The sequence below is a fragment of the Massilia sp. Masssp94 genome (assembly GCF_059491305.1).
The window spans coordinates 5935676-5959710 of the sequence record NZ_CP168501.1; the positions used below are offsets into that span (position 1 = coordinate 5935676).

19 protein-coding genes are annotated in these 24035 nt (G+C 69.6%); 9 read left to right on the top strand and 10 right to left on the bottom strand.

Features of this window, described 5'->3' with window-relative positions; genetic code table 11:
• Positions 1-93 precede the first annotated feature (93 nt).
• Together pyk and ACEN9G_RS26200 are read left to right on the top strand one after the other, a co-directional pair.
• Positions 94-1524, top strand: a complete 1431-nt coding sequence (gene pyk, locus ACEN9G_RS26195; protein WP_413344719.1) for a pyruvate kinase — start codon at positions 94-96, stop codon at positions 1522-1524.
• A 68-nt stretch (positions 1525-1592) separates the two neighbouring features.
• Entirely contained in the window at positions 1593-2417 is an 825-nt protein-coding gene (locus tag ACEN9G_RS26200) for an isocitrate lyase/PEP mutase family protein (RefSeq protein WP_483127209.1), read from the top strand.
• A 138-nt stretch (positions 2418-2555) separates the two neighbouring features.
• Here the strand turns inward: ACEN9G_RS26200 and ACEN9G_RS26205 are convergent, their stop codons facing one another.
• Together ACEN9G_RS26205 and ACEN9G_RS26210 are read right to left on the bottom strand one after the other, a co-directional pair.
• A complete protein-coding gene (locus ACEN9G_RS26205; RefSeq protein ID WP_483127210.1) occupies positions 2556-3185 on the bottom strand; it encodes a response regulator transcription factor in 630 nt (209 codons plus the stop codon).
• Positions 3182-4471, bottom strand: a complete 1290-nt coding sequence (locus ACEN9G_RS26210; RefSeq protein WP_440962641.1) for a sensor histidine kinase — start codon at positions 4469-4471, stop codon at positions 3182-3184. The genes ACEN9G_RS26205 and ACEN9G_RS26210 overlap by 4 nt, the downstream gene beginning before the upstream one ends.
• A 127-nt stretch (positions 4472-4598) precedes the next feature.
• On the opposite strand from ACEN9G_RS26210, the gene ACEN9G_RS26215 reads away from it, so the two are divergent.
• Complete coding sequence (locus ACEN9G_RS26215; protein ID WP_413345024.1) at positions 4599-6812, top strand: TonB-dependent receptor; 2214 nt, start codon at positions 4599-4601, stop codon at positions 6810-6812.
• Between the two features lie 15 nt (positions 6813-6827).
• On the opposite strand, the gene ACEN9G_RS26220 is transcribed toward ACEN9G_RS26215, so the two are convergent.
• On the bottom strand, positions 6828-7751 hold the full coding sequence (locus ACEN9G_RS26220; RefSeq protein ID WP_483127211.1) for a helix-turn-helix transcriptional regulator: 924 nt from the start codon (positions 7749-7751) through the stop codon (positions 6828-6830).
• Positions 7752-7821: 70 nt separating this feature from the next.
• Positions 7822-9045, bottom strand: coding sequence for a YbfB/YjiJ family MFS transporter (locus ACEN9G_RS26225; protein WP_495605476.1), 1224 nt, complete (start codon positions 9043-9045; stop codon positions 7822-7824).
• 79 nt (positions 9046-9124) lie between these two features.
• Between ACEN9G_RS26225 and ACEN9G_RS26230 the strand changes: the two genes are divergently transcribed.
• Positions 9125-9712: a TetR/AcrR family transcriptional regulator gene (locus tag ACEN9G_RS26230; protein ID WP_483127213.1), complete on the top strand. Its 588-nt coding sequence runs from the start codon at positions 9125-9127 to the stop codon at positions 9710-9712.
• Here ACEN9G_RS26230 and ACEN9G_RS26235 read toward each other — a convergent pair whose 3' ends face one another.
• Both ACEN9G_RS26235 and ACEN9G_RS26240 read right to left on the bottom strand, forming a co-directional pair.
• Positions 9713-10300, bottom strand: coding sequence for a DUF1349 domain-containing protein (locus ACEN9G_RS26235; protein ID WP_413346536.1), 588 nt, complete (start codon positions 10298-10300; stop codon positions 9713-9715). It abuts the gene before it with no gap.
• A 24-nt stretch (positions 10301-10324) separates the two neighbouring features.
• Positions 10325-13273: a sensor histidine kinase gene (locus ACEN9G_RS26240; protein ID WP_483127214.1), complete on the bottom strand. Its 2949-nt coding sequence runs from the start codon at positions 13271-13273 to the stop codon at positions 10325-10327.
• 99 nt (positions 13274-13372) lie between these two features.
• Here ACEN9G_RS26240 and ACEN9G_RS26245 point away from each other — a divergent pair, with 99 nt between their 5' ends.
• Complete coding sequence (locus tag ACEN9G_RS26245) at positions 13373-14800, top strand: cytochrome P450 (protein ID WP_483127215.1); 1428 nt, start codon at positions 13373-13375, stop codon at positions 14798-14800.
• A 68-nt stretch (positions 14801-14868) separates the two neighbouring features.
• On the opposite strand, the gene ACEN9G_RS26250 is transcribed toward ACEN9G_RS26245, so the two are convergent.
• From ACEN9G_RS26250 to ACEN9G_RS26265, 4 genes are read right to left on the bottom strand one after another with little or no spacing between them, the layout of a single operon-like run.
• Positions 14869-16113, bottom strand: a complete 1245-nt coding sequence (locus tag ACEN9G_RS26250; RefSeq protein WP_413345728.1) for a M20 family metallopeptidase — start codon at positions 16111-16113, stop codon at positions 14869-14871.
• Position 16114: 1 nt separating this feature from the next.
• Positions 16115-17887 (bottom strand): 2-oxo-4-hydroxy-4-carboxy-5-ureidoimidazoline decarboxylase, encoded by a 1773-nt coding sequence (uraD, locus tag ACEN9G_RS26255; RefSeq protein WP_483127216.1) that lies wholly within the window; start codon positions 17885-17887, stop codon positions 16115-16117.
• 5 nt (positions 17888-17892) lie between these two features.
• Positions 17893-18837 (bottom strand): allantoinase PuuE, encoded by a 945-nt coding sequence (puuE, locus tag ACEN9G_RS26260; RefSeq protein WP_413343521.1) that lies wholly within the window; start codon positions 18835-18837, stop codon positions 17893-17895.
• Positions 18838-18852: 15 nt separating this feature from the next.
• Positions 18853-19587, bottom strand: a complete 735-nt coding sequence (locus tag ACEN9G_RS26265) for a GntR family transcriptional regulator (RefSeq protein ID WP_413343519.1) — start codon at positions 19585-19587, stop codon at positions 18853-18855.
• 116 nt (positions 19588-19703) lie between these two features.
• Here ACEN9G_RS26265 and uraH point away from each other — a divergent pair, with 116 nt between their 5' ends.
• From uraH to ACEN9G_RS26285, 4 genes are all read left to right on the top strand, one after another.
• Positions 19704-20063 carry a hydroxyisourate hydrolase gene (uraH, locus tag ACEN9G_RS26270; RefSeq protein ID WP_413343517.1) on the top strand — a complete coding sequence of 120 codons (360 nt, stop codon included), beginning with the start codon at positions 19704-19706 and terminating at the stop codon, positions 20061-20063.
• A gap of 203 nt (positions 20064-20266) precedes the next feature.
• Positions 20267-21511 carry a urate hydroxylase PuuD gene (locus ACEN9G_RS26275; RefSeq protein WP_413343515.1) on the top strand — a complete coding sequence of 415 codons (1245 nt, stop codon included), beginning with the start codon at positions 20267-20269 and terminating at the stop codon, positions 21509-21511.
• Positions 21512-21640: 129 nt separating this feature from the next.
• Positions 21641-23167, top strand: a complete 1527-nt coding sequence (locus tag ACEN9G_RS26280; protein WP_483127217.1) for a nucleobase:cation symporter-2 family protein — start codon at positions 21641-21643, stop codon at positions 23165-23167.
• A complete protein-coding gene (locus ACEN9G_RS26285) occupies positions 23164-24006 on the top strand; it encodes an outer envelope protein (protein WP_413341466.1) in 843 nt (280 codons plus the stop codon). Before ACEN9G_RS26280 ends, ACEN9G_RS26285 begins: the two co-directional genes overlap by 4 nt.
• The last annotated feature ends 29 nt before the right edge of the window (positions 24007-24035 follow it).

The following is a 24035-nucleotide window of genomic DNA, read 5'->3' on the forward strand; positions in this document are numbered from 1 at the left end:
GCGGCGGCGTACCCGTTTTTTTTCCCCTAGTCAGTCGGGGTCGGAGCCCACCCGTGAACACCGGGCTCTGACCCCGAGAGTAAAGGACTCACCATGCTACGCCAACGCCGTGCCCGTATTCTTGCCACCCTCGGCCCCTCCAGTTCCACCCCCGACCAGATCTACGCGCTGGCGCTTGCCGGCGCCGACGTCTTCCGCTTGAACTTCAGCCACGGCAGCCACGACGACCACGCCGCGCGCTACAACATCATCCGCAGCGTCGAACGCGACATCGGCCGTCCCATCGGCGTGCTGATGGACTTGCAGGGACCGAAGCTGCGCGTCGGCCGCATGGCCGGCGGCAAGGCGATGCTCGAAACGGGCAGCCGCTTCCGCCTCGATCTCGACGCGACGGAGGGCGACGCGACCCGTGCCGGCATGCCGCATCCGGAAATCTTCGCCGCGCTGCGCCCCGGCACCGACCTGTTGCTGGACGACGGCAAGCTGCGCCTGCGCGTGGACGCCTGCGGTGCCGACTTCGCCGAGACGACCGTGATGGCGGGCGGCGCGCTGTCCGACCGCAAGGGCGTCAACGTGCCCGGCGTCGTGCTGCCGATCTCCCCGCTGACGACGAAGGACCGCGCCGACCTCGCGTTCGGCCTGGATCTCGGCGTGGACTGGGTCGCGCTGTCGTTCGTGCAGCGCCCGGAGGACATCGTCGAGGCGCGCGCCCTGATCGGCGAGCGCGCCTGGATCATGGCCAAACTGGAAAAGCCGGCCGCCATCGACGCGCTGGACGGCATCGTGCTGCTTTCCGACGGCATCATGGTGGCGCGCGGCGACCTGGGCGTGGAGCTCCCGCCGCAACAGGTGCCCGTGCTGCAGCGCCGGATCGTGCATGCGGCGCGCGCGGCCGGCCGCCCCGTCGTCGTCGCCACGCAGATGCTGGAATCGATGACGACGGCGCCGGTGCCGACGCGCGCCGAGGTGTCGGACGTCGCCACCGCCATCTACGAAGGTGCGGATGCCGTGATGCTGTCGGCCGAATCGGCGTCCGGCCAGTACCCGGTGCAATCGGTGGCCGTGATGGACAACGTGATCCGCGAAGTGGAGCAGGACCCGCGCTGGCGCGAAGGCCTGGACGCGAGCCACAAGCCGGCCGACAAGACGACCGCGGACGCCATCTGCTGCGCGCTGCGCCGCGTGACGAATTTGCTGGCGCCCGCCGCCACCGTCACCTACACCGCGAGCGGCGCGACGTGCCTGCGCGCGAGCCGCGAGCGTCCCACCGCGCCGATCCTCGCGCTCACGCCGAAGATGGCCATCGCGCGCCGCCTCGCGCTCGTGTGGGGCGTGCATCCGGTGCCGTTCGAGGAAGCGGAAGGCTTCGACCGCATGGTGGCGGACGGCGTCGCGGCCGCGCGCTTCCACGGCCTGGCCGACGCGGGCGACGACGTCGTCGTGGTGGCGGGCTTCCCGTCCGGGCGGCCGGGCCGCACGAACCTGCTGCACGTCGTGCGCGTGGGCGAGGAACCGACCGTGTGACTATGTGCGCATCTTCCGCCATGGTGGCTCTGGTAACGTAGCGCTTCCACCACCGACAGGAGAAGCGCATGAAGACCCAGCTGGAAAAAGCGCAGGCGTTCGTCGACCTGCACCGCCGCGGCAACTGCTTCGTCATCCCGAACCCGTGGGATGCGGGATCGGCGAAGCTGCTGCAGCACCTGGGCTACCAGGCGCTGGCGGGCACCAGCGCCGGCTTCGCGTTCTCGAAGGCGAAGACGGATCCGACGATCACCATCGCGGAGATGCTCCCGCACCTGGCCGAACTGGCCGCGGCGACCGACCTGCCGCTGTCCGCCGACCTGCAGTCCGGCTTCGGCGACGCGCCGGAAGACGCGGCCCGTACGATCGTCGAAGCGGCGGCGACGGGCATCGTCGGCGGTTCCATCGAGGACGCGACCGACGATCCGGCACAACCGCTGTACGACATCGGCCTCGCCACCGACCGCATCCGCGCGGCCGTGGAGGCGGCCCGTGGACTCCCCTTCAAATTCATGCTGACGGCGCGCGCGGAAAACTTCCGCGTCGGCCGCCCGGACCTGGCCGACACCATCCGCCGCCTGCAGGCTTACCAGGAAGCGGGTGCCGACGTGCTGTTCGCGCCGGGCATCGCGAAGCCGGAAGACATCGCGGCCGTCGTTCGCGCCGTCGACCGGCCCGTGAACTTCATGGCCGGCGCGCCGGGCCTGGGCCTGACCGTGGCGGAGCTGGCGGCGCTGGGCGTCGCACGCGTGAGCCTGGGCGCGTCGCTTGCGCGGGCCGCGTACGGCGCGCTCGTGCGCGACGCGCGCGAGGTGAGGGAGAAGGGCACGTTCGGGTATGCGGACGATGCGCTGCCGGCGGCTGAGCTGAACCGCGTGTTTACGGCGCCGTGATCCGTCGTTCCCGCGGAAGCGGGAACCCATGCCGAAATACAGAATTCGGTACGCCGGGACCAGCGCGGTGCGTTTCGCCAGGGCGACACCGGTGGCTCAGCATGGATTCCCGCCTGCGCGGGAATGACGTCGGAACCATCACGCCGGCACCGCACCCCCGAACTCCACGATCCCCAGCCGCGCCGCCAGGTGCATCAAACGGAAATCGTTGTCCGCCCCCAGCTTCTGGCGCACGGACGTGAGGGTGTTCAGCACCGTCTTCGGGCTGACCGTGAGCTGGGCCGCGATGGCCTGCACGGATTCGCCGTGCACGAGCAGGCGCAGCATGTCGAATTCGCGCGGCGTCAGACCGTCCAGCGGGGCCGGCGCCACCGCGGCCGCCACTTCGGACGAGAGCGCGCGCGTCCCGTTCATCACGGCGCGGATGCCCGTGATGAGTTCTTCCGGCTCGCTGCGCTTGGTGAGGTAGCCGTGCGCGCCCGCCTTCAACGCCTGGGCGACGTGGCCGGCGCTGTCGTGCATCGACAGCACCAGCACCCGCAGGCCGGGCTGGCGGGCACGCATGCCGGCGATGGCTTCCAGGCCGCTGCTCCCTTTCAGGCTCAGGTCGACGATGGCGACGTCCGGCCGGACCTGCTGGACGAGCGCGTTCGCCTCCGGCGCGCTCGCTGCCTCGCCGACGACATCGAAATCGGGTTCGGCGCACAGGAGGCGGCGGTAGCCGCTGCGGACGACGGCGTGGTCGTCGACGAGGACGATGCGGATCATGCCGGCACCTCCGTGGCCTCGGGCACCGGCAGTGGCAGCGTCGCCAGCAGGCGCAGGCCGCCCGCCGGGGCGGCCACGAGCCGCAGCTGGCCGCCCGCCATGGCGATGCGTTCCGTGATCCCGAGCAGGCCGCCATGCCATGTCGCGCCTTCCTCGGGCAGGCCGCGGCCGTCGTCGCGCACTTCCAGCACGAGGCCGCCGGTGCGCACCGCGAGCCGCACGACGCACAGCGACGCGCCGCTGTGGCGGACCACGTTCGTCACGGCTTCCTGCACGACGCGGTAGACCGTCAGCGACAGCAGCTCGCCCACGTCCGGCAGCTGCATGGGCAGGTCGAGCTCGAAATCGATGTCCGTGTGGCGCGCGCGCCAGCCCAGCACCAGTTCGCGCAGGGTCTGCGCCAGGCCGGCCGCGTGCAGGCCGTGCGGGCGCAACGTCTTCAGCATCGCGCGCAACTGCTCGCCGCACGTGCGGATCTCGCGCCGCAGGTCCGTCGCGCATTCGGCCACCGCGTCGCGCGTCAGCATGTTCGCATGGCGCGCGAGGTGGGTCGCGGTGACGTTCAGCGCCGTCAGCGTCTGGCCCATCTCGTCGTGCAGCTCGCGCGCCAGCACGCGCCGTTCGTCTTCCTGCACCGTGATCAGCTGGCGCGCCAGCGCGTGCTGCGCGCCGCGCGCGTCGGCCAGCGTGCGCGCGAGGTGGGTGATGGCGTCGGCCACGCGGCGGAATTCGCGCAGCGCGAACGCGGGCAGGGCGGGATCGGGTTCGCCCCGCGCCAGGCGGTGCAGGCCCGCCTCCAGCGCGCGCACGGGCGACAGCGCGCGGTCGGCGCACCACCACGTGACGGCCAGGGTTGTACCGGAAAAGAACAACAGGGTGATCCAGATTTGCACAGTGTCGTGCAGGCGCTCGCCGATTTCAGACTCGGGATTCGGCGCGATGTAGAGCAGTTGCCCGCCGATGCGGATCGCCCGCTCGCTGCGGTCCGGCGGGGCGAACCCCAGCCAGGCGGGCAGCGGGTGCGCGGCGCGCTGCGGCGGCGGTTCGTCCGCCGTGCGGATGCTCAGGTGGCGCAGGCCGGCGCCGGCGAGCAGCGCGCGTACGGCGCCCGCGTCGGCGGCGGGGGCACTGCCGGCCGCCACGAGCACGTTCACGAGACGCGTGGACGCGTCCACCTCGGCACGGATGTCGCTCCGGAGTGAATACAGTTGTATCAGCGTGGTCATGGCCAGCAGGCTGCCCAACAGAAGGCAGAGCGAGCCGAGAAGGCGGCGGCGCAGGTCCATGTTCCCCTCGTCATGTGTTGTTTGCCCTTGTGTACGCAACTTCCATACCAGTCGGGAATTTTTCCCTGTCGCCGCCACCGCGGCGCTGGAATAGTTCGTGCAAAAGAAAGCACAAGGAGACATCGATATGACCCGCACCGCACTCGCCGTCGCCGTCGCGGCACTCTGTCACGGCATCGCCGCGGCCGAACCGGCGCCCGCCATCGTGGAAATCGTCGGCACGACGCCGCTGCAGGGCCTCGGCGTCGCGCGCGAACGGATCCCCGCGAACGTCCAGGCGCTGGACGGCGACGACATGAACGACCCGTCCGCCGCGACCTTGCCGGCCGCGTTGAACCGGCGCCTGGGCAGCGTGTTCGTCAACGAGATCCAGGGCAATCCATTCCAGCCGGACGTCAGCTACCGCGGCTTCACCGCGTCGCCGCTGCTCGGCACGCCGCAGGGATTGTCCGTCTACGTGGACGGAGTGCGCATGAACCAGCCGTTCGGCGACGTCGTCAGCTGGGACCTGATCCCGCGCGCGGCCATTTCCACGCTGAGTCTCATGCCGGGCTCGAATCCGCTGTTCGGCCTGAACACGCTGGGCGGCGCGCTCGCGGTCCGCACGAAGGATGGCCTGCACGATGCGGGCAGCGCCGTGCAGGCGCAGGCGGGCGGTTACGGCCACGGCGAGGTCGTGTTCGAGCACGGTGGGCACGACGACCGCGGCCTGCACTGGTACGTCACGGGCATGGCGTTCCGCGACGGCGGCTGGCGCGACGACTCGCCCACGCGCCTCGGCCAGATGTTCGGCAAGGCGGGCTGGCACGACGGCGTCACGGACGTGGCGGCGAGCGTCGCACTGTCCGGCAGCCGCCTGGCCGGCAACGGGCTGCAGGAGCAGCGGATGCTCGACCGGGACTACGCGAGCGTCTACACGAAGCCGGACGTGACGCGCAACCGCGCCGTGCTGCTCAACCTGACCGGCAGCCGCAAGGTGGCGGACGACGTGCTGTTGTCCGGGAACGCGTATTACCGCCACATCCGCACGACGACGTTCAATGGCGACTTGAACGATGACGACGACGGATTATTCGACGCCATCGTCAACCGCACCGCGAGCACGCAGACGAACCATGGGCTGAGCGGACAGGCCGAGTTTTCCGGCCGCCTGACAGTGGGCGCGGCGTACGACGCGAGCCGCGCGGACTTCCGCCAGGATGCGCAATATGGCGACTTGCATGCGGACCGCAGCGTCACGCCGGTGCGCGTGTTCGACGACGACATGGCCATCGACCTCGTCGGCCGCACGCGCACGTGGAGCGTCTTCGCGACGGATACCATCGACCTGCGCGACGACCTGCACGTCACGCTGTCCGGGCGCTACAACCGGACGGCGGTGCACAACCGCGACCGGATCAATCCGGGCGGCGGCAGCGGCTCGCTCGACGGCGACCACCATTTTGGCCGCTTCAATCCGGCGCTCGGCATCACCTGGGCACCGTCGCGCAAGTTCAACGTCCATGCCGGCTACGACGAAGGCAGCCGCACGCCGACGGCCGTGGAACTGGGCTGCGCGGATCCGGAAAATCCCTGCAAGCTGCCGAACGCGATGGCGGGCGATCCGCCGCTGAAGCAGGTCGTCACGCGCACGTGGGAAGCGGGTGTGCGCGGTACCATCGGCCGGATGCACTGGAACGCCAGCGTGTTCCGCGCGACGAACGACGACGACATCCTGTTCGTCGCGGACGATGCGGCGGGCTTCGGCTACTTCCGCAATTTCGGCCGCACGCGGCGCCAGGGCGTCGAGCTGGGCGTCGACGGCCGCGCCGGGCCGGTGACCGTCTCCGCCTACTACACGTACCTGCACGCGACGTTCGCAAGCGGCGAGACGGTGGGCGGCGAGGGCAACAGCAGCGCGGATGCCGACGGCAATATCGCGATCCATCCCGGCGACCGCATCCCCCTGATTCCGCGCCACGTGTTCAAGGCGCGCGCGGCATGGCAGATCCTGCCTGCGTGGTCGGCGGAACTGGGCGTGCTGGCGGTTTCCGGCTCGACGGCGCGCGGCAACGAGAACGGCCTGCACCGCCCGGACGGCGCGGCGTACCTGGGCCGCGGCGCGACGACTGGCCATGCCGTGTTCGACTTCGGCACGGCGTTCCAGGCGACGCCACGCCTGCGCGTGTTCGCCCAGGTCGACAACCTGCTCGACCGGCGCTATGCGACGGCGGCGCAGCTCGGCACGACCGGGTTCGATGCGGACGGCAGCTTCGTCAAGGATGACCGCGTGCACTCGACGTTCTACGCGCCCGGCGCGCCGCGCACGGTTCGAGTGGGGGTGCGCTACACGTTCAACTGAGCTTCGACCGACGGCTCACACCCACAGCCGGTACATCCAGAACGATTCGTCCTCGGCGAAGCGGCGCGCGAACTCCGCCGGGGTGAAGCCGGTGATGCGCCGGACGGCGCGCGTCATGTGGGCCTGGTCGGCAAAACCTGCGTCCAGCGCCATCGTGGCCCAGTCGAACGGCTGGCCGGCGTCGTGACGGTCGCGCGCCGCGAAGAACAGGCCTTCCGTGCGCACGATCGACTGCCATTCGCGCAGCGAGCGGCCGCTGAACGATTTGATGCGGCGCTCCACGTGGCGCGGACTGTGCTCGCGCCGCCATTCGTGCGCCTGCCACGCGAGGCGCTCGACCCAGTTGCGGCCGAGCTGGCGCAGCGACGGCTGGTCCGTGGCGCGGCCGGACAGCGCCTGCCAGCGCCGCGCGAGATGGTGTTCGAACACGCCGACCATGTCCTCGTCGCGGCTCGTCAGCAGTGCATCCCACAGCGGCGTCCACTCGCGGCCCATGACGTCGGCGGCGGGCACGAAGCGGTCCTGCACGCGCGCAAGGTCCAGGCCGAACAGCGCCCGCGCGGCATCCGCCTGGAACAGGGCCATGCAGCCGCGGCCCGTCGTCGGTGCCCACGACGTGGTGGGATGCGCCTGGGTGCCGGCGACCACGCACGCCGTGCCGAACGGCCGCCACACCGGCACGCCGCCCTCCATGCAGACCTGGCCCGCGTCGATGTCGCGGTACCATGACAGCGACACGAGCTGCGACGACGGGAAGTGCGACAGGCGCTGGGCGTCGTTCAAGGTCACGTTGCGGACGTCGCGCCCGACGACGGCGACGAGCGCGCCCTGCAGCGACGCCGGCGGCAAACGGAGCCAGTCGGTCGGCGGGCCGTCGGGCGCGGCCCGCGGCGCGCGCGTCAGCGGATCGGGGTAGGGCAGGTGTTGTGTCGGGATCATGATCGGCGAGTATAACAAGACGTGATGCCATTTTGTTCACGGTGGCATCCGCTTGCACGGGGGCGCCGTCCTAGGCCTCTTGCGGAACGCGGTTCGACGCACCGGCGGCGAGCGCCGCCCACGCCGCGCGCGCCAGCAGCAGGTCCGACACCAGCGCGACGGCGAGGGCGGCGGCACCGATCTCCATGAGCACGCGATGGTCGCCCCCGGTCGCGGCGAAGATCCAGGAATACGCGTAGCCCGCGAGCGCCTGGAACAACGCGAAGATCGTCGTCGCGCGGCTCCACGCGGCGCCCTGCGCGGGCACGTCCTGCGGCAGGGTGTGGCGGATGCGGCCGAGGGTCAGCGGCACGATGCCCGGCGGGTAGGTGCCGATGACGAACGTGGCCGCCAGCAGGCCGGCGAGGCCGTGCGCGAGGACCAGCACGGCCGCGGCGAGGATCTGCAGGACCAGCGCGATGCGCGTCGCGGTGCCGATGCCGAAGCGGTCGCCCAGCGCGCCGTACAGCATCGGACCGCCCGTCGCGCCGAGGCCGTAGACGACCCAGAACAGCGCCGCCGTATGGCTGCCCAGGTGCAGGCCGCGGGCCACGTAATCGACGAGGAACACCATCATGGGCACGAGGCCGACGGCCTTCAGCGCGTACTGCGCATAGATCAGTCTCAGCGCGAAGCCGGCGTGCGCGGGGGCGCGGCCGGCGCTGGCCGCGGGTGCGGCGGCCGCCGCCCGCGGCCACCAGCGCCAGCTGACGGCGGTCAGCAGCAGCGACAGCGCGCCCAGCCCGACCCAGGTGGCGGCGAGGCCTTCGTTCAGCAGCAGCGGCACGACGGTGCCCGAGGCCGCGATACCGAGACCGAGCCCGAGGAAGATCGCGCCGCTGGCCACGCCGCGCCGCTCCGGCGGCACCTGCGGCAGGATGCTCAGCGCGGCCAGCACCATGATGCTGCCGCCCGAAAGACCCGACAGGAAGCGCCAGCCGAAGAACCAGGCGACGGACAGGGGCAGGGCGCAGGCGAAGAATGCGAGCGAGGCGAGCGCCATCATCAGCTGCAGCGTGCGCCGGCTGCCCAGGCGCGCGGCCAGGGGCCGGCCCGCCAGCGCGCCCGCCAGGTAGCCGACGAGGTTGGCCGCGCCGAGGAACACGACGTCCTGCGCGGCGAACCAGTGCGCCTCGATCAGCGGCGGAATCAGGGGCGTGTAGGCGAAGCGTGCGAGGCCGATGCCGACCAGGCTGGCGCACAGGCCGGCGAGGATGGCGCGTGTGGCCGCGGCGCGGTCGAGGGTGGTGTCCATGCTGGATCCTTGTGGGTGGCTCATGTTTGACAGGTTAGTCAAACTTGACAGGGCTGTCAAGGATGCCGATAATCGGGTCATGGCAGGCACAAAACAATTCGATGAAGACGAGGTGCTCGACCGCGCGCTGCTGCTGTTCTGGCGGCGCGGTTTCGGCGCCACGTCCATGCAGGACGTCGCGCAGGCGACCGGTGTCCTGCGCGGTTCGCTGTACCACGCGTACGGCGACAAGCAGGCGCTGTTCCTGCGCGTCTTTGGGCGTTACCGCATGCGCTACCTGGACAGCCTGCGCGAAGCGCTGGCCGCGCCCACGGCCGAGGAAGCGCTGCGGCGCTATCTGCGCCTGGCCATCGATATGGTGACGGCCGTCGACGACGACGAGGTGACGCGCGGCTGCCTGACGACGAAGACCGCGACGGATGAGACGGCGATGGACGATGCGATCCGCGCTGCGCTGCGCGGCCTGCTGGACGACGTGCAGCAGGCATTGGCGGAGCGCCTTGGGCAGCCCGATGCCGCCGGCCGGCTCGCCTTGCCACCCGCCGCGGCCGCGCGCCTCGTCACGACGACGACGCGCGGCATGGTCGTGCTGGAGCGCGTGTACCGCGACGTCGCCCAGCTCGAAGCCGTGGCGGACGATCTGCTGCGGTTGATGTTTCCGGACTAGTCAGCTCAGGTCGTGCAGGTCCTTGCCGAGTGCGGGACCCAGCGTGAATGCGCTGAACGCGACGTCGAGCCCCGCGCGCTGCGGCGTGCAGCACATCGGTCCCACCAGATAGCGCGGCGCGGCCGGGAACGGCGCCAGGCGCAGCATGGGCCACGTCGCGCCGTCCGCCGAGTACTGCACGCGGATGACGCCGGCGCCGACGGTCACCCGCAGCCAGAAGCCGTCGGGCAGCGCCGGAGCCGGCGCCACGGCCCAGTCGGACGTCCCGTTCGTCAGCACGGTGCTGAGCAGTGCCTGGCCGTCCGAGAACTCGACGCCCACCTTGATCCAGCGTTGTCCGTCGATGCGGACCATCAGGCCGGCCTGGTCGTACAGTTCGGCGAACGCCGCGCGTACGTGCACCTGCGCCGTGAATCCGTCGGCGGCGGGCGCGCCGAAGAAGTGGCCGTTGTCGCGGATGAAGCCATAGCTCGTGATGCGCCAGAAATCCGTGCGGTCGCCGGTGACGACATGCAGCGTGCCGTCTTCGATCCGGTGCACCGGCGGTTCGTTGTGCCAGACGCAGTGGGCGAATGGTGCGGTATCCATGTGGCTTCTCCTTTGATCTGGTGTTCAGGCGTACGCGATCGGCGCCGGCACGCGCAGCGTCCACGCCGTGCCGTCGCCGGGCGCCGTCCGGACCGTCAGCGCCGCGCCGAGCGTGCGGGCGCGCTCGCGCAGGCCGAGGATGCCCCAATGGCCGTCGCGCCCGCGTTCCAGGTCGATGTCGTCCGGCAGGCCGACGCCGTTGTCGGCGATCGTGACGACCAGCGCCGACGGAGCATACTGCAGCGTGACGTCGACCGCACGTGCGCGCGCGTGCGTGAACGCATTCCACAGCGCTTCGCGGGCGATGGCGAAAGCTTCGTCGGCGGCGGGTTCGCGCAGCCTGCGCGCGCGGCCGTCCGCATACAGGTGGAAGGCGATACCGGCGTCGCGGGCCAGCGGTTCGGCGAAGCGGCGCAGCGCGCCCGCCAGGTCGGCGTCGGGCACGGCGGACGTGCGCAAGCCGGCCACGCGGTCGCGGCCCTCGGCCACGACGCCGTTGGCGCGCGCCAGGGCGGCTTCCAGCGGCGCGCGGGCGTCCGCCGTCAGCCGGCTGGCCGTGCTCCAGAACAGCAGCATCAGGCCCTGGATCGATTGCAGCAGCGTGTCGTGCAGTTCGCGCGCGATGCGTTCGCGCTCGGCGGTCCGCTCGCCCATGCGGACGGCGAGCCGGCGTGCGGTCCGGCGCATCCAGAACAACTGCAGGCGCCATGCGACGACCACCGCCGCCACGACGCACAGGACGCGGAACCAGGTGGTCTGCGTCAGGCTCGGGGCGATGTCGAACGCGAGCGCGGCGCCCTCCGTGTTCCACACGCCGTCGTCGTTCGACGCGAGCACGCGGAACCGGTAGTGGCCCGGCCCCAGATTGGTGTAGTGGGCGGACCGCTCGCCGCCGTCGCGCCAGTCGTGGTCGACGCCGTCGAGCCGGTAGCGGAAGGCCACGCGCCCGGGTTCGCGGTAGGAGAGCGCGGTGAAGTCCACGTCCAGCGTGTCCGTCCCCGCCGGCAGGCGCGTGCCGTCGCTGGCCGTGAACGCGGTCGCGCCGGACTTCAGTCCCGTGATGACGACGGGCGGCACCAGGGTATTGCGCGGCAGCGCGGCCGGGTCGAAGCCGTACACGCCGCCGATCGTCGTGAACCACAGCGTGCCGTCGTCGCTGCGCACCGCGGACGGCACCGGGATGATCGCCCCGGCCGTACCGCGCAGGCCGTCGCGGTAATCGAGCCGGCCGTAGGCGACGGCATACCCGGGGTCGCGCAGCGCCCGCTGCTGTTCCGCCGGCGCGATGCTGGAAATGCCGCCGGCGCCGTTGAGCCACAGGGTGCCGTCGCGCGCGAACACCATGCCCGTGATGCCGGCGAACGGCTCGCCGTTGCGGCCCGCGACGGGCGTGAAGCGGGTGCCGTCGAAATGCATGAGCCCATTCCCGCCGCCGATCCAGGCGCCGGCGCCGGCCGGCAGGATCTGGACGACGGTGCCGACCGTGAGGCCGTCCGCGCGGCCGTAATGCCGTATCCGGCCGCCGTCGAGGAGGACGAGGTCGTCGCCGACGGAGCCGAACCAGACCCGCCCGCGCCGGTCCGCCGCGACGGTCGCCGCCGCGTAGGTCTCGAGTGCCGCGATGCCGCCCCCGGCGATCCACCGTCCCTCGCGCCAGGCCGCGACGCCGCGCCGGCCCAGCGCCATCCACAACGTGCCGGCGCTGTCCTGCGCCATCGCGTAGGTGGTGGCCGGGCCATCGATGCCGGGATGCAGGCGGCGCCATCCCGAGCCGTCCGGCCGCACGGTCCACAGCCCGCCGAAGCCGGCGGCCCAGACGTCGCCTGCCGGGCCCCGGTACAACGCGGTGATCGTGTCGTTCACGCCGGGCGGCGCGTGGCCGTAGTCGCGTGCGGGCGCGCCGGGGGCGGCCAGCCACGCATGGCCGGCCCACACGCCGGCGCCCGCGCCGCCCGCGAGCGGCAGCGCGTCCGACGCGGCATCGCCCGACAGCGCCTCGGCCCGCACGCGCGGCGCGCGGAAGCGGTCGAGGCCACTTTCGGTCCCGACCCAGACGTTGCGTTCGCGGTCCTCGAACACGGCCTGCACCTTGCGTCCGGAGAGCCCGTGCTCGGCCCACATGCGCCCGAGCCGGCCGTCCGCTGCGCCGCGCACGATGCCCGAGCCGTCGGCCACCCAGGCATGGCCGTCGCGGTCGAAGGCGAACAGGGTCGCGCCGTTCGGCACATCCCACGCGGACGGCGTTCCGCGCGCCGGGCCGGCCAGCATGCGCAGGGTGGCGTGCGCCTCGTCCGTCGCCCAGATGCTGCCGTCCGGGTGGGCGACCAGCGGCAGCAAGGTCGACAGGGGTGTGAGCAATTCGAAGCGGGTGGCTCCCTTCGGCAGCACGAACACGCCGGCGGTGCCGCCGGCCCACAGCGTGCCGTCGCGGTCCGCCAGCAGGGAGGCGAACCCGCTGTCGGGCACCCCGAGCGCGGGGTCGCATGGCTGCCAGCGGCCATCGGCGCCGAGGACGAGCAGGCCGCGGCCGGTGGCGAGCCACAGGCGGCCGGCAGCGTCGCGCGCGGCGGCAAAGACCGAGCCGGCCGGTCCGCCCTCCTTGCCGCCGGGGTAGTGGCGCATGCGGCCGTCCACCATCAGGCTCACGCCGCCGTACTTGTAGCCGACCCACATCCGGCCATCGGGCAGCACGCCGATGCCGGCCACGTTCGACGACAGCGGCGCCTCGCTAGCGGCCGCGCGCAGGAAGCGCACGCCATCGAATTTGTACAGGCCGGACGTGCTGCCGATCCAGATCCAGCCGTCCGGGGTCTGCGCGATGCCGGTGATGTTGGCGGGCGCGCCTTCGCGGGCCGTCCAGCTGGCGTGCGGCAGGCCGAGCACGGGGGCCTTGTCCACGGGCGCCGCGTGGACCGGGGGGATGCACACGATGGCTGCCAGCAGCGCCGCGACGGGTCGAAAGATTGACGTCATTCCCGACAGTATAAAAGCTGTCGGTTCGGCGTGCCAACTGATTGTCGATGTCGTTTTCGTTCAATACCGGGTTCGCGCACCGGGCCGAGAATGCCAGGCATGAAAACGACCACGCCCCCCTCCTGCCCCTTCCACGCCGGCACCGCGAGCAGCGCGCCGGCATCCCATCCACCCGGCGCCTGGCCCCCCGGACCCCCGTCCGGCCTGACGGGCTGGCGCTTCCTGCGCGCGATGTCGCGCGACCTGCTCGGCGCATTGTCCGCGTGGCGCGACGAGTACGGCGGCATGGTGCACCTGCGGATCTGGCCCGAGCACCAGATCCTCGTCACCGACCCCGACCGGGTGCGCGAACTGCTCGTCGACCATCACGACGCGCTGGTGCGCTGGGAGCGCGCCATCGAGGTGTTCGCCCAGGTGCATGGCATCAGTACGCTCACGTCGGAAGGCGCCGCATGGCGCACCAAGCGGCACGCGTTGCAGCCCGCGTTCACGCCGAAGGCCGTGCAGGCCTTCGTGCCCGCGATGGCGCTTGCCGCCGACGCCGCATTCGCGCAGTGGCCGCAGGCCGACGGCGCGTGGACGATCGAGAGCGCCTTCACGTCGCTGGGCATGGACGTGATCATGCGGATGACGTTTTCCAGCGGAGTGACGGCCGACACGCGCGATGCCGAATGGGCCGTGCACCAGTTGAGCGTCGAGGGAGCTGCCGAGATGTACTGGCCCAGGAGCTGGCCCGACTGGATGCCGTGGAAGGCGAAGAAGCGCCGCGCGCTCGCGACGCTCGACCGGCTGATCGACGGCCACGTGCGGGCGCGCATGGCGATGCCGCAGGCCGACTGGCCGCAGGACCTGCTCACGCGCCTGCTGGCGTTGCACGTCGAGGACCCCGCCACGTGGCCGCTGAAAGCCGTGCGCGACGAGTGCATGTCGGCGTTCCTGGCGGGCCACGAGACGACCGCCGCGACCCTGACGTGGTGGTCATGGTGCATGGCCGCGAATCCGTCCGCGCAGGCGGCCGCACGCGCGGAAGTGGACGCCGTCCTGCAGGGCAGGCTGCCCACGGCCGCCGACCTCCCCGCGCTGGACTACCTGGGCCGCACCTTGCAGGAGACCCTGCGCCTCTATCCCGCCGCGCCCATACTTATCACGCGCCGGGCGGTGCGGCCGATCACGCTGGGCGGCTGGCAGCTGCCGGCCCGGACGATGTTCGGCATACCGCTGCACCTGATGCACCACGATGCCCGCTGGTTCCCGGAACCGGATGCGTTCCGCCCCGAGCGTTTCGCGCCCGGCGCGCCCCCGATCCCGCGCGGCGCCTTCATGCCGTTCGGGACGGGCCCGCGCGTGTGCCTGGGCCAGCATCTCGCGCTGGCGGAGACGACCCTGCTCGCCGCGATGTTCCTGCAGCGGTACACGGTCGAGGCGCCGGCCGGGATGGCGGCGCCGAAGCCCGTCTTCAACATCACGCTGAGGCCGGAGACGCCGCTGACGCTGCGGCTGACGGCGCGTTCCTCGCCGTATTCGTAACCGCTAACGCGTAATGCCGCCGCATAGCCGGCGTCCGCGTGGGCACGGGGTGCCCACCCAACGGTGGCTCAGTCGAGCAGGTCGAACAGCGTACGCGCGACGACCTTGGTCGCGCGGCGCAGGTCTTCCAGGTCGATGTGCTCGTCGGCGCGCTTGGCGTTGCTCTCGCCGACCGTGCGCGGGCCGCAGCCGTACAGCACGGCCGGGACGCCCGCTTCGCCGAACAGGCGCGCGTCCGTGTACAGCGGCGTGCCGGCCGCGCCGATCTCTTCGCCAAACACGCTGGTGGCATGACGCGACAGCGCGTCGACCAGCGGCCGGTTGCCGTCCAGCGGCTGCAGCGCGTTCGCCAGCAGCATGCGCTTGATCTCGATGGTGATGCCGGCGCTGTCGGCGACGGCGTCCTGGATCACCTTGCGGATCGTCGCTTCCACTTCCGCCGGGTTCTCTTCCGGGATCATCCGGCGGTCGAGCTTCAGCACGACCTTGCCCGGCACGACGTTCGTGTTGGTGCCGCCTTCGATCAGGCCCACGTTCAGGTACGGGTGGTTGATGCCCTTCACCTGGCTCTTCACTTTCTTGTACTGCGTGTTCTGGTCGTACAGCGCGACGAGGATGCGGGTCGCGGCCTGCAGCGCGTCGACGCCCGTTTCCGGCACGGCCGCGTGGCCCATCTTGCCGTTGACCGTCACTTCCATCTGCAGGCAGCCGTTGTGCGCGGTGACGACCTGGTAGCTGAAGCCCGCGGCGATCAAGAGGTCCGGCTTGACGAGGCCCTGCTGCAGCAGCCAGCCCGGGCCCAGTTCGCCGCCGAATTCCTCGTCGTACGTGAAGTACAGCTCGACGCCGCCCTTCAGCGGGGCGCCCAGCGCTTCCAGGGCGCGCGTCGCGAACGTGAAGGTGGCGAAATCGCATTTGCTGACGGCGGACGCGCGGCCGAACAGCTGGCCGTCCACCACTTCGCCGCCGTACGGATCATGCGTCCAGCCTTCGCCCGGCGGCACCACGTCGCCGTGCGCGTTCATCGCGACGGTGCGGCCGGCGCCGTACTTGCGGCGCACGATCAGGTTCGTGATCGTCTCCAGGCCGGCGGCCTTGGCAGTCGGCGCCGGGACCGAATGCTTCTCGGCCTCGAAGCCGAATGCCTTCAGCAGGTCGGCGGCGCGCTCGGCGTGCGGCGCATTGTTGCCCGGCGGGGTGTCGGTCGGCACGCGCACGAGCTCCTGCAGGAAGCGTACCTCCTCGTCGAAGTGGGCGTCGATCCAGGCATCGAGGGCCTCGTAGGGGGCGGCGGTTTTATCGGTCGTGGTCATGTCAGGATTCCGTGGCGAGTTGGTCGAGAAGGGTTTGGAAAGCTCGGACGCACAGTTCGGCGTCGTCGTTGGTGATGGATTCGAGCGGGTTGTGGCTGATGCCGGCGTTCAGCCCGCGCAGGAACAGCATGGCCTGCGGCAGGATGTCGTGGATCTTCATCGCATCGTGGCCGGCGCCGCTGGGCATGCGGAACACGGGCAGGCCGAGCGTCTCGACGGCACGTTCCCAGCGCTGGCGCCATTCGGTCGCGCAGGGCGCGGCGGCTGCGCGCATCGTCTCTTCGAGCGAGAACTGCAGGCCGCGGCGGGCGCAGATCGCGGCCAGTTCGGCCCGGATGTCGCTGGCGGCGGCATCGCGCACTTCGTCGGTCGTGGCGCGCACGTCCAGCGAGAAGCGGCAGCGTCCCGGCACGACGTTGATCGAGCCGTTCGGCACCTCCAGCATGCCGACGGTGGCGACGAGGTCCGGCACGGCGCCGCCGCGCTTCTCGGCGAACAGCACCAGCTCGGCCGCGGCGGCTGCCGCGTCGCGGCGCATCGTCATCGGCGTGGTGCCCGCGTGGCTGGCGACGCCGACGATCTCGCCGACGAATCGCACGCTGCCGTTGATCGAGGTGACGACGCCCAGGGGCAGGTCGAGGTCATTCAGCACCGGGCCCTGCTCGATGTGCGTCTCGACGAAGCCGAGATACGTCGAGGGATCGCGCTTCAACGCCGCGATGTCGTCGGCGTTCAGGCCTGCATGTGCGATGGCGTCGCGCATCGTGACGCCGTCCGCATCCTTCTGATCGAGCCAGTTCGTGTCGAAACCGCCGCACAGCGCGCCCGACCCGAGGAACACGGCTTTGTAGCGCTGGCCTTCCTCTTCCGCGAAGCCGACGACTTCGATGCCGTACGACAGGCGCTTGCCCTGGCGGTGCAGTTCGCGCACGCACGCCATCGGCACGAGGATGCCCAGGCGGCCGTCGTACTTGCCGCCGTTGCGCACGGTGTCGTAGTGCGAACCGGTCAGCAGGCGCTGCGCGGAAGGATCGGCGCCATGATAGATGCCGACCACATTGCCGACGGCGTCGATCGTGACGTCGTCGAAGCCGCAATCCTCGCGCATCCATGCCGCCAGCTGGGCGGCGGCCGCGCGGTGCGCGTCCGTCAGGTACGTCACGCACAACTCTCCGCGCTCGGCGTAACCGGGTTCGCTGTGGGCGGCCAGCTGTTCATGCCAGTCCCACACGAGGTTGCCGAGGGTCGGGTGCTGGTCGAACTTGTCGTCCAGGCGGATCTCGGCGATGCGGTGGATGTTGCGCAGCGCTTCGGCGAATTCGAAGTCCGGGCCATTGGCCAGGCGGCGCGCGAACGTGGCGATGATCTCCGCCTTTGGCAGGCCCAGGCCGCGCGGGCCGCGCACGGCCAGGATGAATGGGAAGCCGAATTTGGCGTTGTAGTCGGCGTTGAGCTTCTGGATCGTCGCGAATTCCTCCGGCGTGCAATTCGTCAGGCCGGCCTTGTTCTGTTCATTCGTCGATTCGGCCGTCAGCGTCTTGCTGACCATCGCCTTGCCGGCGAGCTCCGGGTGGGCGCGGATCAGGCCCAGTTGTTCTTCACGCGACGCGTCGCGCACGGCTTCGACGAGGCCGCGCTTCAGCTGCGCCAGCGTGGCGAACGGGCGCTTGGCCCAGGCGCGGGCGGCGATCCAGGGCGAGTGTTCGTAGACGCCGTCCAGCAGGGCAGTGAAGCCCGCTTCATCGGCGGCGTTGAGTGTCTCCAGCGTTAACATTGTGATTACTCCCACGCGAATGCGGTGTCGGGGTTGTAGGGATGCACGCTCTTCCAGTGGCGCGCGATGTCGATGCGGCGCGTGACCCACACGCGGTCGTGCTGTTCGATGTAGTCCAGGAAGCGTTGCAGCGCGCGGAAGCGTCCCGGGCGGCCCAGCAGGCGGCAGTGCATGCCGATGTTGAGAATTGAGGGGCGCTCGCCGCCTTCCTGGTAGTGCACGTCGAACGCGTCGCGCAGGTACGAGAGGAACGGGTCGCCGTGCGAAAAACCTTGCGGCAGGGCGAAGCGCATGTCGTTCGTGTCCAGCGTGTACGGCACGACCAGTTGCGGCGCCTGCGTGCCGTCGGTCTTGCGGACCTTCAGCCAGAACGGCAGGTCGTCGCCGTAATAGTCGCTGTCGTATTCGAAGCCGCCGTAGTCGGCGACGAGGCGGCGCGTATTCGGGCTGTCGCGGCCCGTGTACCAGCCGAGCGCGCGTTCGCCCGTCAGGCGTTCGATGGCTTCCATGCCGCGCGCCATGTCCGCGCGTTCGGTCGCTTCGTCGACGTTCTGGTAGCTGATCCAGCGGTGGCCGTGGCACGCGATCTCGTGGCCCAGTTCCTTGAACGCGGCCGTCACGTCGGGCGAGCGTTCCAGCGCCATGCCGACGCCGAAGATCGTCAGGGGGAGGCCGCGCTTCTCGAATTCGCGCAGGATGCGCCAGACGCCCACGCGCGAGCCGTATTCGTAGATGCTTTCCATCGACAGGTGACGGGCCGGGAACGACGCCGGGTTGAACATCTCGGACAGGAATTGCTCGCTGCCGGCGTCGCCGTGCAGCACGCTGTTCTCGCCGCCTTCCTCATAGTTCAGGACGAACTGCACGGCGACGCGGGCGCGGCCCGGCCAGTCGGCGTACGGTTGCTCGCGGCCGTAGCCGGCGAGGTCACGTGGATAGTGCTGGGTCATGATGGTGTCTTTGATTCAATGGTGGAGGATGTCGGCCAGGTCCACGCGCTGCGGATCGAGGTGCAGGTTGTGCTGGACGTTGGCCAGGTGCTTGGAGACGAGGCGCACCGCCGCCTTGACGTCGCGCTTTTCGAACGCGTCGACGATGGCCACGTGCTCATCGAGGGATTCTTCCGCCGATTGCGACGACTGGCGCATCAGCGCGATCAGCGAGGAACGCGTCAGGAGTTCGGAGAGCATCTGCACGAGCACCTGGTTGCCGAGCATTTGCGCCAGCACGAGGTGGAAATCGCCCAGCAGGCGCGTGCGGCCCGGGACTTCCGCATTGTTGACGGCCGCGCGTTCCAGCTCCAGGTGTTCGCGCAGCTGTTTGACCTGGGCGTCGGTGATCGTCGCGCACAGCTGCTTCGTGACCGCCGTCTCGAGGATCGCGCGCACTTCGAACACGTCGTTCGCTTCCTCGGCCGTCGGGGTGGCGACGAACGCGCCGCGGGCCGGCTCCAGCACGACGAGGCGGTCGCGCGACAACTGGTTGAACGCCTGGCGCACGACGGTGCGCGACACCTTGAAGATGTCGCCGATCTTCTGTTCGGACAGCTTCGTGCCCGGCATCAGCCGGCGCTCGGCGATCGCCGTGGTGATGGAGTCCACGATGCGCTGCGTGGCGCCGCCGGACGGCGCGTTCGCGGGCGTATCATGGATATCGCTGGTCAGCGGGACTATCTTCAGGGGTTGGCGGGCTCGGTTCATGGTCGCTCGGGACAATAAGTGATTGACATCGTGTCTGAAGTGTATACACTTTTCGAAAAAAAGAAAACACAAAGTGTATGCAATTTTTTACGTCAATCAACAAGAAAGGAAATCAGATGGGACACCTCAGCACCCACGTGCTCGATACGATGAACGGTTGCCCGGCCGCCGGCATGCGCGTCACCCTCGAAGCGCTCGACCATGACGGCGGCGCGCGCACGATCAAGACGCTCACCCTCAATAGCGACGGCCGCAACGACGGCGGTCCGCTGCTGAATGCGGAGACGATGGCGGTCGGCCGCTACCGCCTCACGTTCGGTGTGGCGGCGTATTTCCGCGAGAAGGGCGTGAACCTGCCCGAGCCGGCCTTCCTCGACGTGGTGCCGCTCGAATTCGGCATCGCCGACGCGGCCGGCCACTACCACGTGCCGCTGCTCGTCAGTCCGTGGTCGTATTCCACTTACCGTGGCTCGTAAGCACGGAGCGTTGTTTTTCTCATAAAGTCGTACCCTTTTTCAAAAAGATCGTATACAGTTGTTGTGTCGCCGCGGAGCGCATCGGCAGCAGGGCCCAGCCCTCGCCGGTGGTTGCGATGATTTGCCCCTCACAGAGCCCGCTGTGGTGATGGGACAGCCTGGTGTGTTGGTTGCGCCATGCTTCCTTTGTTTTTGAGGCTCTCATGGAATCCTATTTGCTCGACTGGGTGAATCTGCTATTGCGCTGGACCCACGTCATTACCGCGATCGCCTGGATCGGCGCATCGTTCTACTTCGTCTTCCTCGATAACTCGCTCACCAGGCCGACGTCGCCCGACCTCGTCGAAAAAGGCGTCGACGGCGAACTGTGGGCCGTGCACGGCGGTGGCTTCTACCATCCGCAGAAATACCTCGTGGCCCCGAAATCCATGCCCGAAGGCCTGCACTGGTTCTATTGGGAGAGCTACGCCACGTGGCTGTCCGGTTTCGGCCTGTTCACCGTCCTGTACCTGTTCAATGCCGGGACCTTCATGGTCGACAAGCAGGTGCACGACTGGACGGCCGGCGCCGCCGTTGGTACCGCGCTGGGCTTCCTCGTCGCGTTCTGGCTCGTGTACGACACCATCTGCCGCACGTTCGGCCGCAAGAAGAACGGCGACGCGATCGTCGGCGCGATCATCTTCGCGTTCGTCGTGTTCGCCGCCTGGCTCGCGTGCCAGCTGTACGCCGGCCGTGCCGCCTTCCTGCTGGTCGGCGCCATGCTGGCCACGTCGATGAGCGCCAACGTGTTCTTCTGGATCATTCCGGGCCAGCGCAAGGTGGTCGCGCAGCTGAAGGCCGGCCAGCCGGTCGACCCGATCTACGGCTGGCGCGCGAAGCAGCGCAGCGTCCACAACACGTATTTCACGCTGCCGGTGCTGTTCGCGATGCTGTCCAACCACTATGGCTGGCTGTACTCGGGTGAACACAACTGGGTCGTGCTGGTCCTCATGATGCTGACCGGCGCCCTGATCCGCCAGAGCTTCGTCGCCCGCCACAAGGCGCTCGTACACGGCAAGCGCGTGCCCTGGGAATTCGCGGGCTTCGGCGTGGCCGCCATGCTGGGTCTCGTCGTCTACCTGACCCCGAAACCCGAGGCCGACGTGCCGGCCATCGCGTCCGCCGCACCCGTAAACAGTGCCGCCGCTGCCGGCGCCACCGCGCAGAACGTGAGTTTCGACCAGGTGAAAGGCGTCGTCGCCCAGCGCTGCGCGATGTGCCACTCGGCCGCCATGCCGAGCAAGGGCATCTCGTTCGATTCGCCCGACTCGATCAAGCGTCACGCCCAGCAGATGTACCAGCAGGCCGTCGTGACGAAGCAGATGCCGCTGAATAACGCCACCCAGATCACGCCGGATGAGCGCAATCTCATCAAGCGCTGGTACGAAGAGGGCGCCCCGACCAACTAACCCCGTTGTACCCTGTCCGGCGGCCCTCCACAGCGGGCCGGCGGACACGCTCGCGCGCCCGGCCCAGATGGCCGGCGCGTGGCGGGCGGCATGCTGTTTGTTGTTCATAAAAACATTTAGGAGACAAGCATGACCCAGCCGTCCCGCCATCCGGTGGACGAACGGCTGCCGCTCGCGCGCCTCGGTGCGCTCGGGTTGCAGCACGTCCTCGTCATGTACGCCGGTGCCATTGCCGTCCCCCTCATCGTGGGACGTGCACTCAAACTTCCGCCCGAACAGGTCAGCATGCTGATCTCGGCCGACCTGTTCTGCTGCGGAATCGTGACACTCATCCAATCCCTTGGCCTGACATCGTGGTTCGGCATTCGCCTGCCCGTGATGATGGGCGTGACCTTCGCGGCCGTTGGTCCGATGGTCGCCATCGCGAACGCGGTACCCGGCGTCGACGGGGCGCGCGCGATCTTCGGTGCCGGCATCGGCGCCGGTGCCGTGGCGCTGCTGCTCGCGCCCCTGATGAGCCGGTTGCTACGGTTCTTCCCGCCCGTCGTCACGGGCACCATCATCCTGATCATCGGCGTGACCCTGATGCGCGTCGGCGTGGGCTGGGCGATGGGCGGTCCGGAAAGCACGGCGCAAAGCGTCGATACCGTGAAACTGGCGGCGATGGTCGATGCGGCGCGCGCCGGTGCCGCGCAGGCCGCGGCCGCGCTGCCGCCGGGTGCCGAAGCGCCGGCGCTGAAGCTCGCCGGCCCCGTGCCGATGACGCCGAACCCGAACTACGGCGCGCTGGACCACCTGGGCATCGCCGCGTTCGTGCTGGCCGTCGTGCTGTGCCTCGTCCGGTTCTGCCGCGGCTTCCTGGCCAATATCTCCGTCCTGCTGGGCATCGTGGCCGGCTGCGTCGTCACGTTCGCGCTGGGCGAGATGAACTTCGACAAGGTGGGCAAGGCCGCCTGGTTCCAGCTCGTGACGCCGCTGGCGTTCGGCACGCCCACGTTCGACCTGGTCATGATCGTCACGTTCGCCGTCGTCATGATCGTCGTGATGATCGAGTCGGCCGGCATGTTCCTCGCGCTGTCCGAACTGACGGGCAAGGACCTGGACCGCAAACAGCTCGCCGCCGGCCTGCGCACGGACGGCCTGGGTACGCTGATCGGCGGCCTGCTGAACACCTTCCCGCACACGAGCTTTTCGCAGAACGTGGGCCTCGTCGCCGTCACGGGCGTCAAGAGCCGCTGGGTGTGCGTGGCCGGCGGTATCATCATGATCGTGCTGGGCATGCTGCCGAAGATGGCGGCGCTCGTCGAAGCAATTCCCCAGTTCGTGCTGGGCGGCGCGGGTCTCGTCATGTTCGGCATGGTGGCCGCGGCGGGCATCCGCATCCTGACGCGCGTGGACTTCCGGAACAACCGCTACAACCTGTATATTGTCGCCCTGTCGATCGGCTTCGGCCTGATCCCGCTGGTGGCACCCCGCTGGGCCCAACAAATGGCCCACAGCCTGCATCCGTTGCTGGAGTCGGGCATCCTCCTGACCGCCGTCGCCGCGGTCGCGCTGAACCTCTTCTTCAACGGTACCCGCGACATCCCGGCAGAAAGCCACGGAGACGCGGGCGCCGCCAACACCCATCCAATCGTCCAAGGGAGCAAAGCATGAAAAAAACCGTCCTGACCATGGCGCTGTGCGCGTGCGCGGCAACGTCCGTCCAGGCCGCCGAATGGAGCGACACGTCGATCGGCTACCGCACCGGCGGCCGTTTCCGCGAGCCGTTCAACGCCAGTGAAATCCACAAGGACATCATCGACATCAACCACGTGAGCGGTTATGCCTACGGCACGAACTTCTTCAACCTGGATGTCCTGTTGTCGAACAAGACCGATCCGTCGGCTCCGGGCGCGAAGTCGGGCGCGCAAGAGTTCTACCTCGTGTACCGCAACACGATCTCGCTGGGCAAGGTGAGCGGCAAGGAATTCGCCTACGGCCCCGTGAGCGACGTGGGCCTGACGCTGGGCTTCGACGCCAACACGAAGGACGACGCCGGCTACAACTCCAAGAAGCGCATGCTGGTCGTCGGCCCGACGCTGGCCTTCAAGGTCCCGGGGCTGCTGAACGTGGGTATCTACGGCCTGTGGGAGAGCAACGCGCCGAACAACGAGTTCACGCAGACCAGCGTCGCGCGCTACCGCTACGACACGCACCCGATGCTGGGCGCCGTGTGGGCGTTCCCGATCGGGGCGTCGGGCTGGTCGTGGGAAGGCTTCGCGAACTGGATCGCCTCGAAGGGCAAGGACGAATTCGGCAACCAGACTGCGCCGGAAACGAACATCGACATGCAGTTGCTGTACGACCTGGGCCCGCTGCTGGGCGCCAAGCCGAAGACCTTCCGCGCCGGCTTCGCCTATCAATACTGGCATAACAAGTTCGGCAACGACAGCAAGCGCGTGCCGGGCGCCTCGGCGAGCACGCCGATGGTCAAGGCGGAGTACCACTTCTGATTTCCGGGTAGGACGGGGCGGCACGGCGG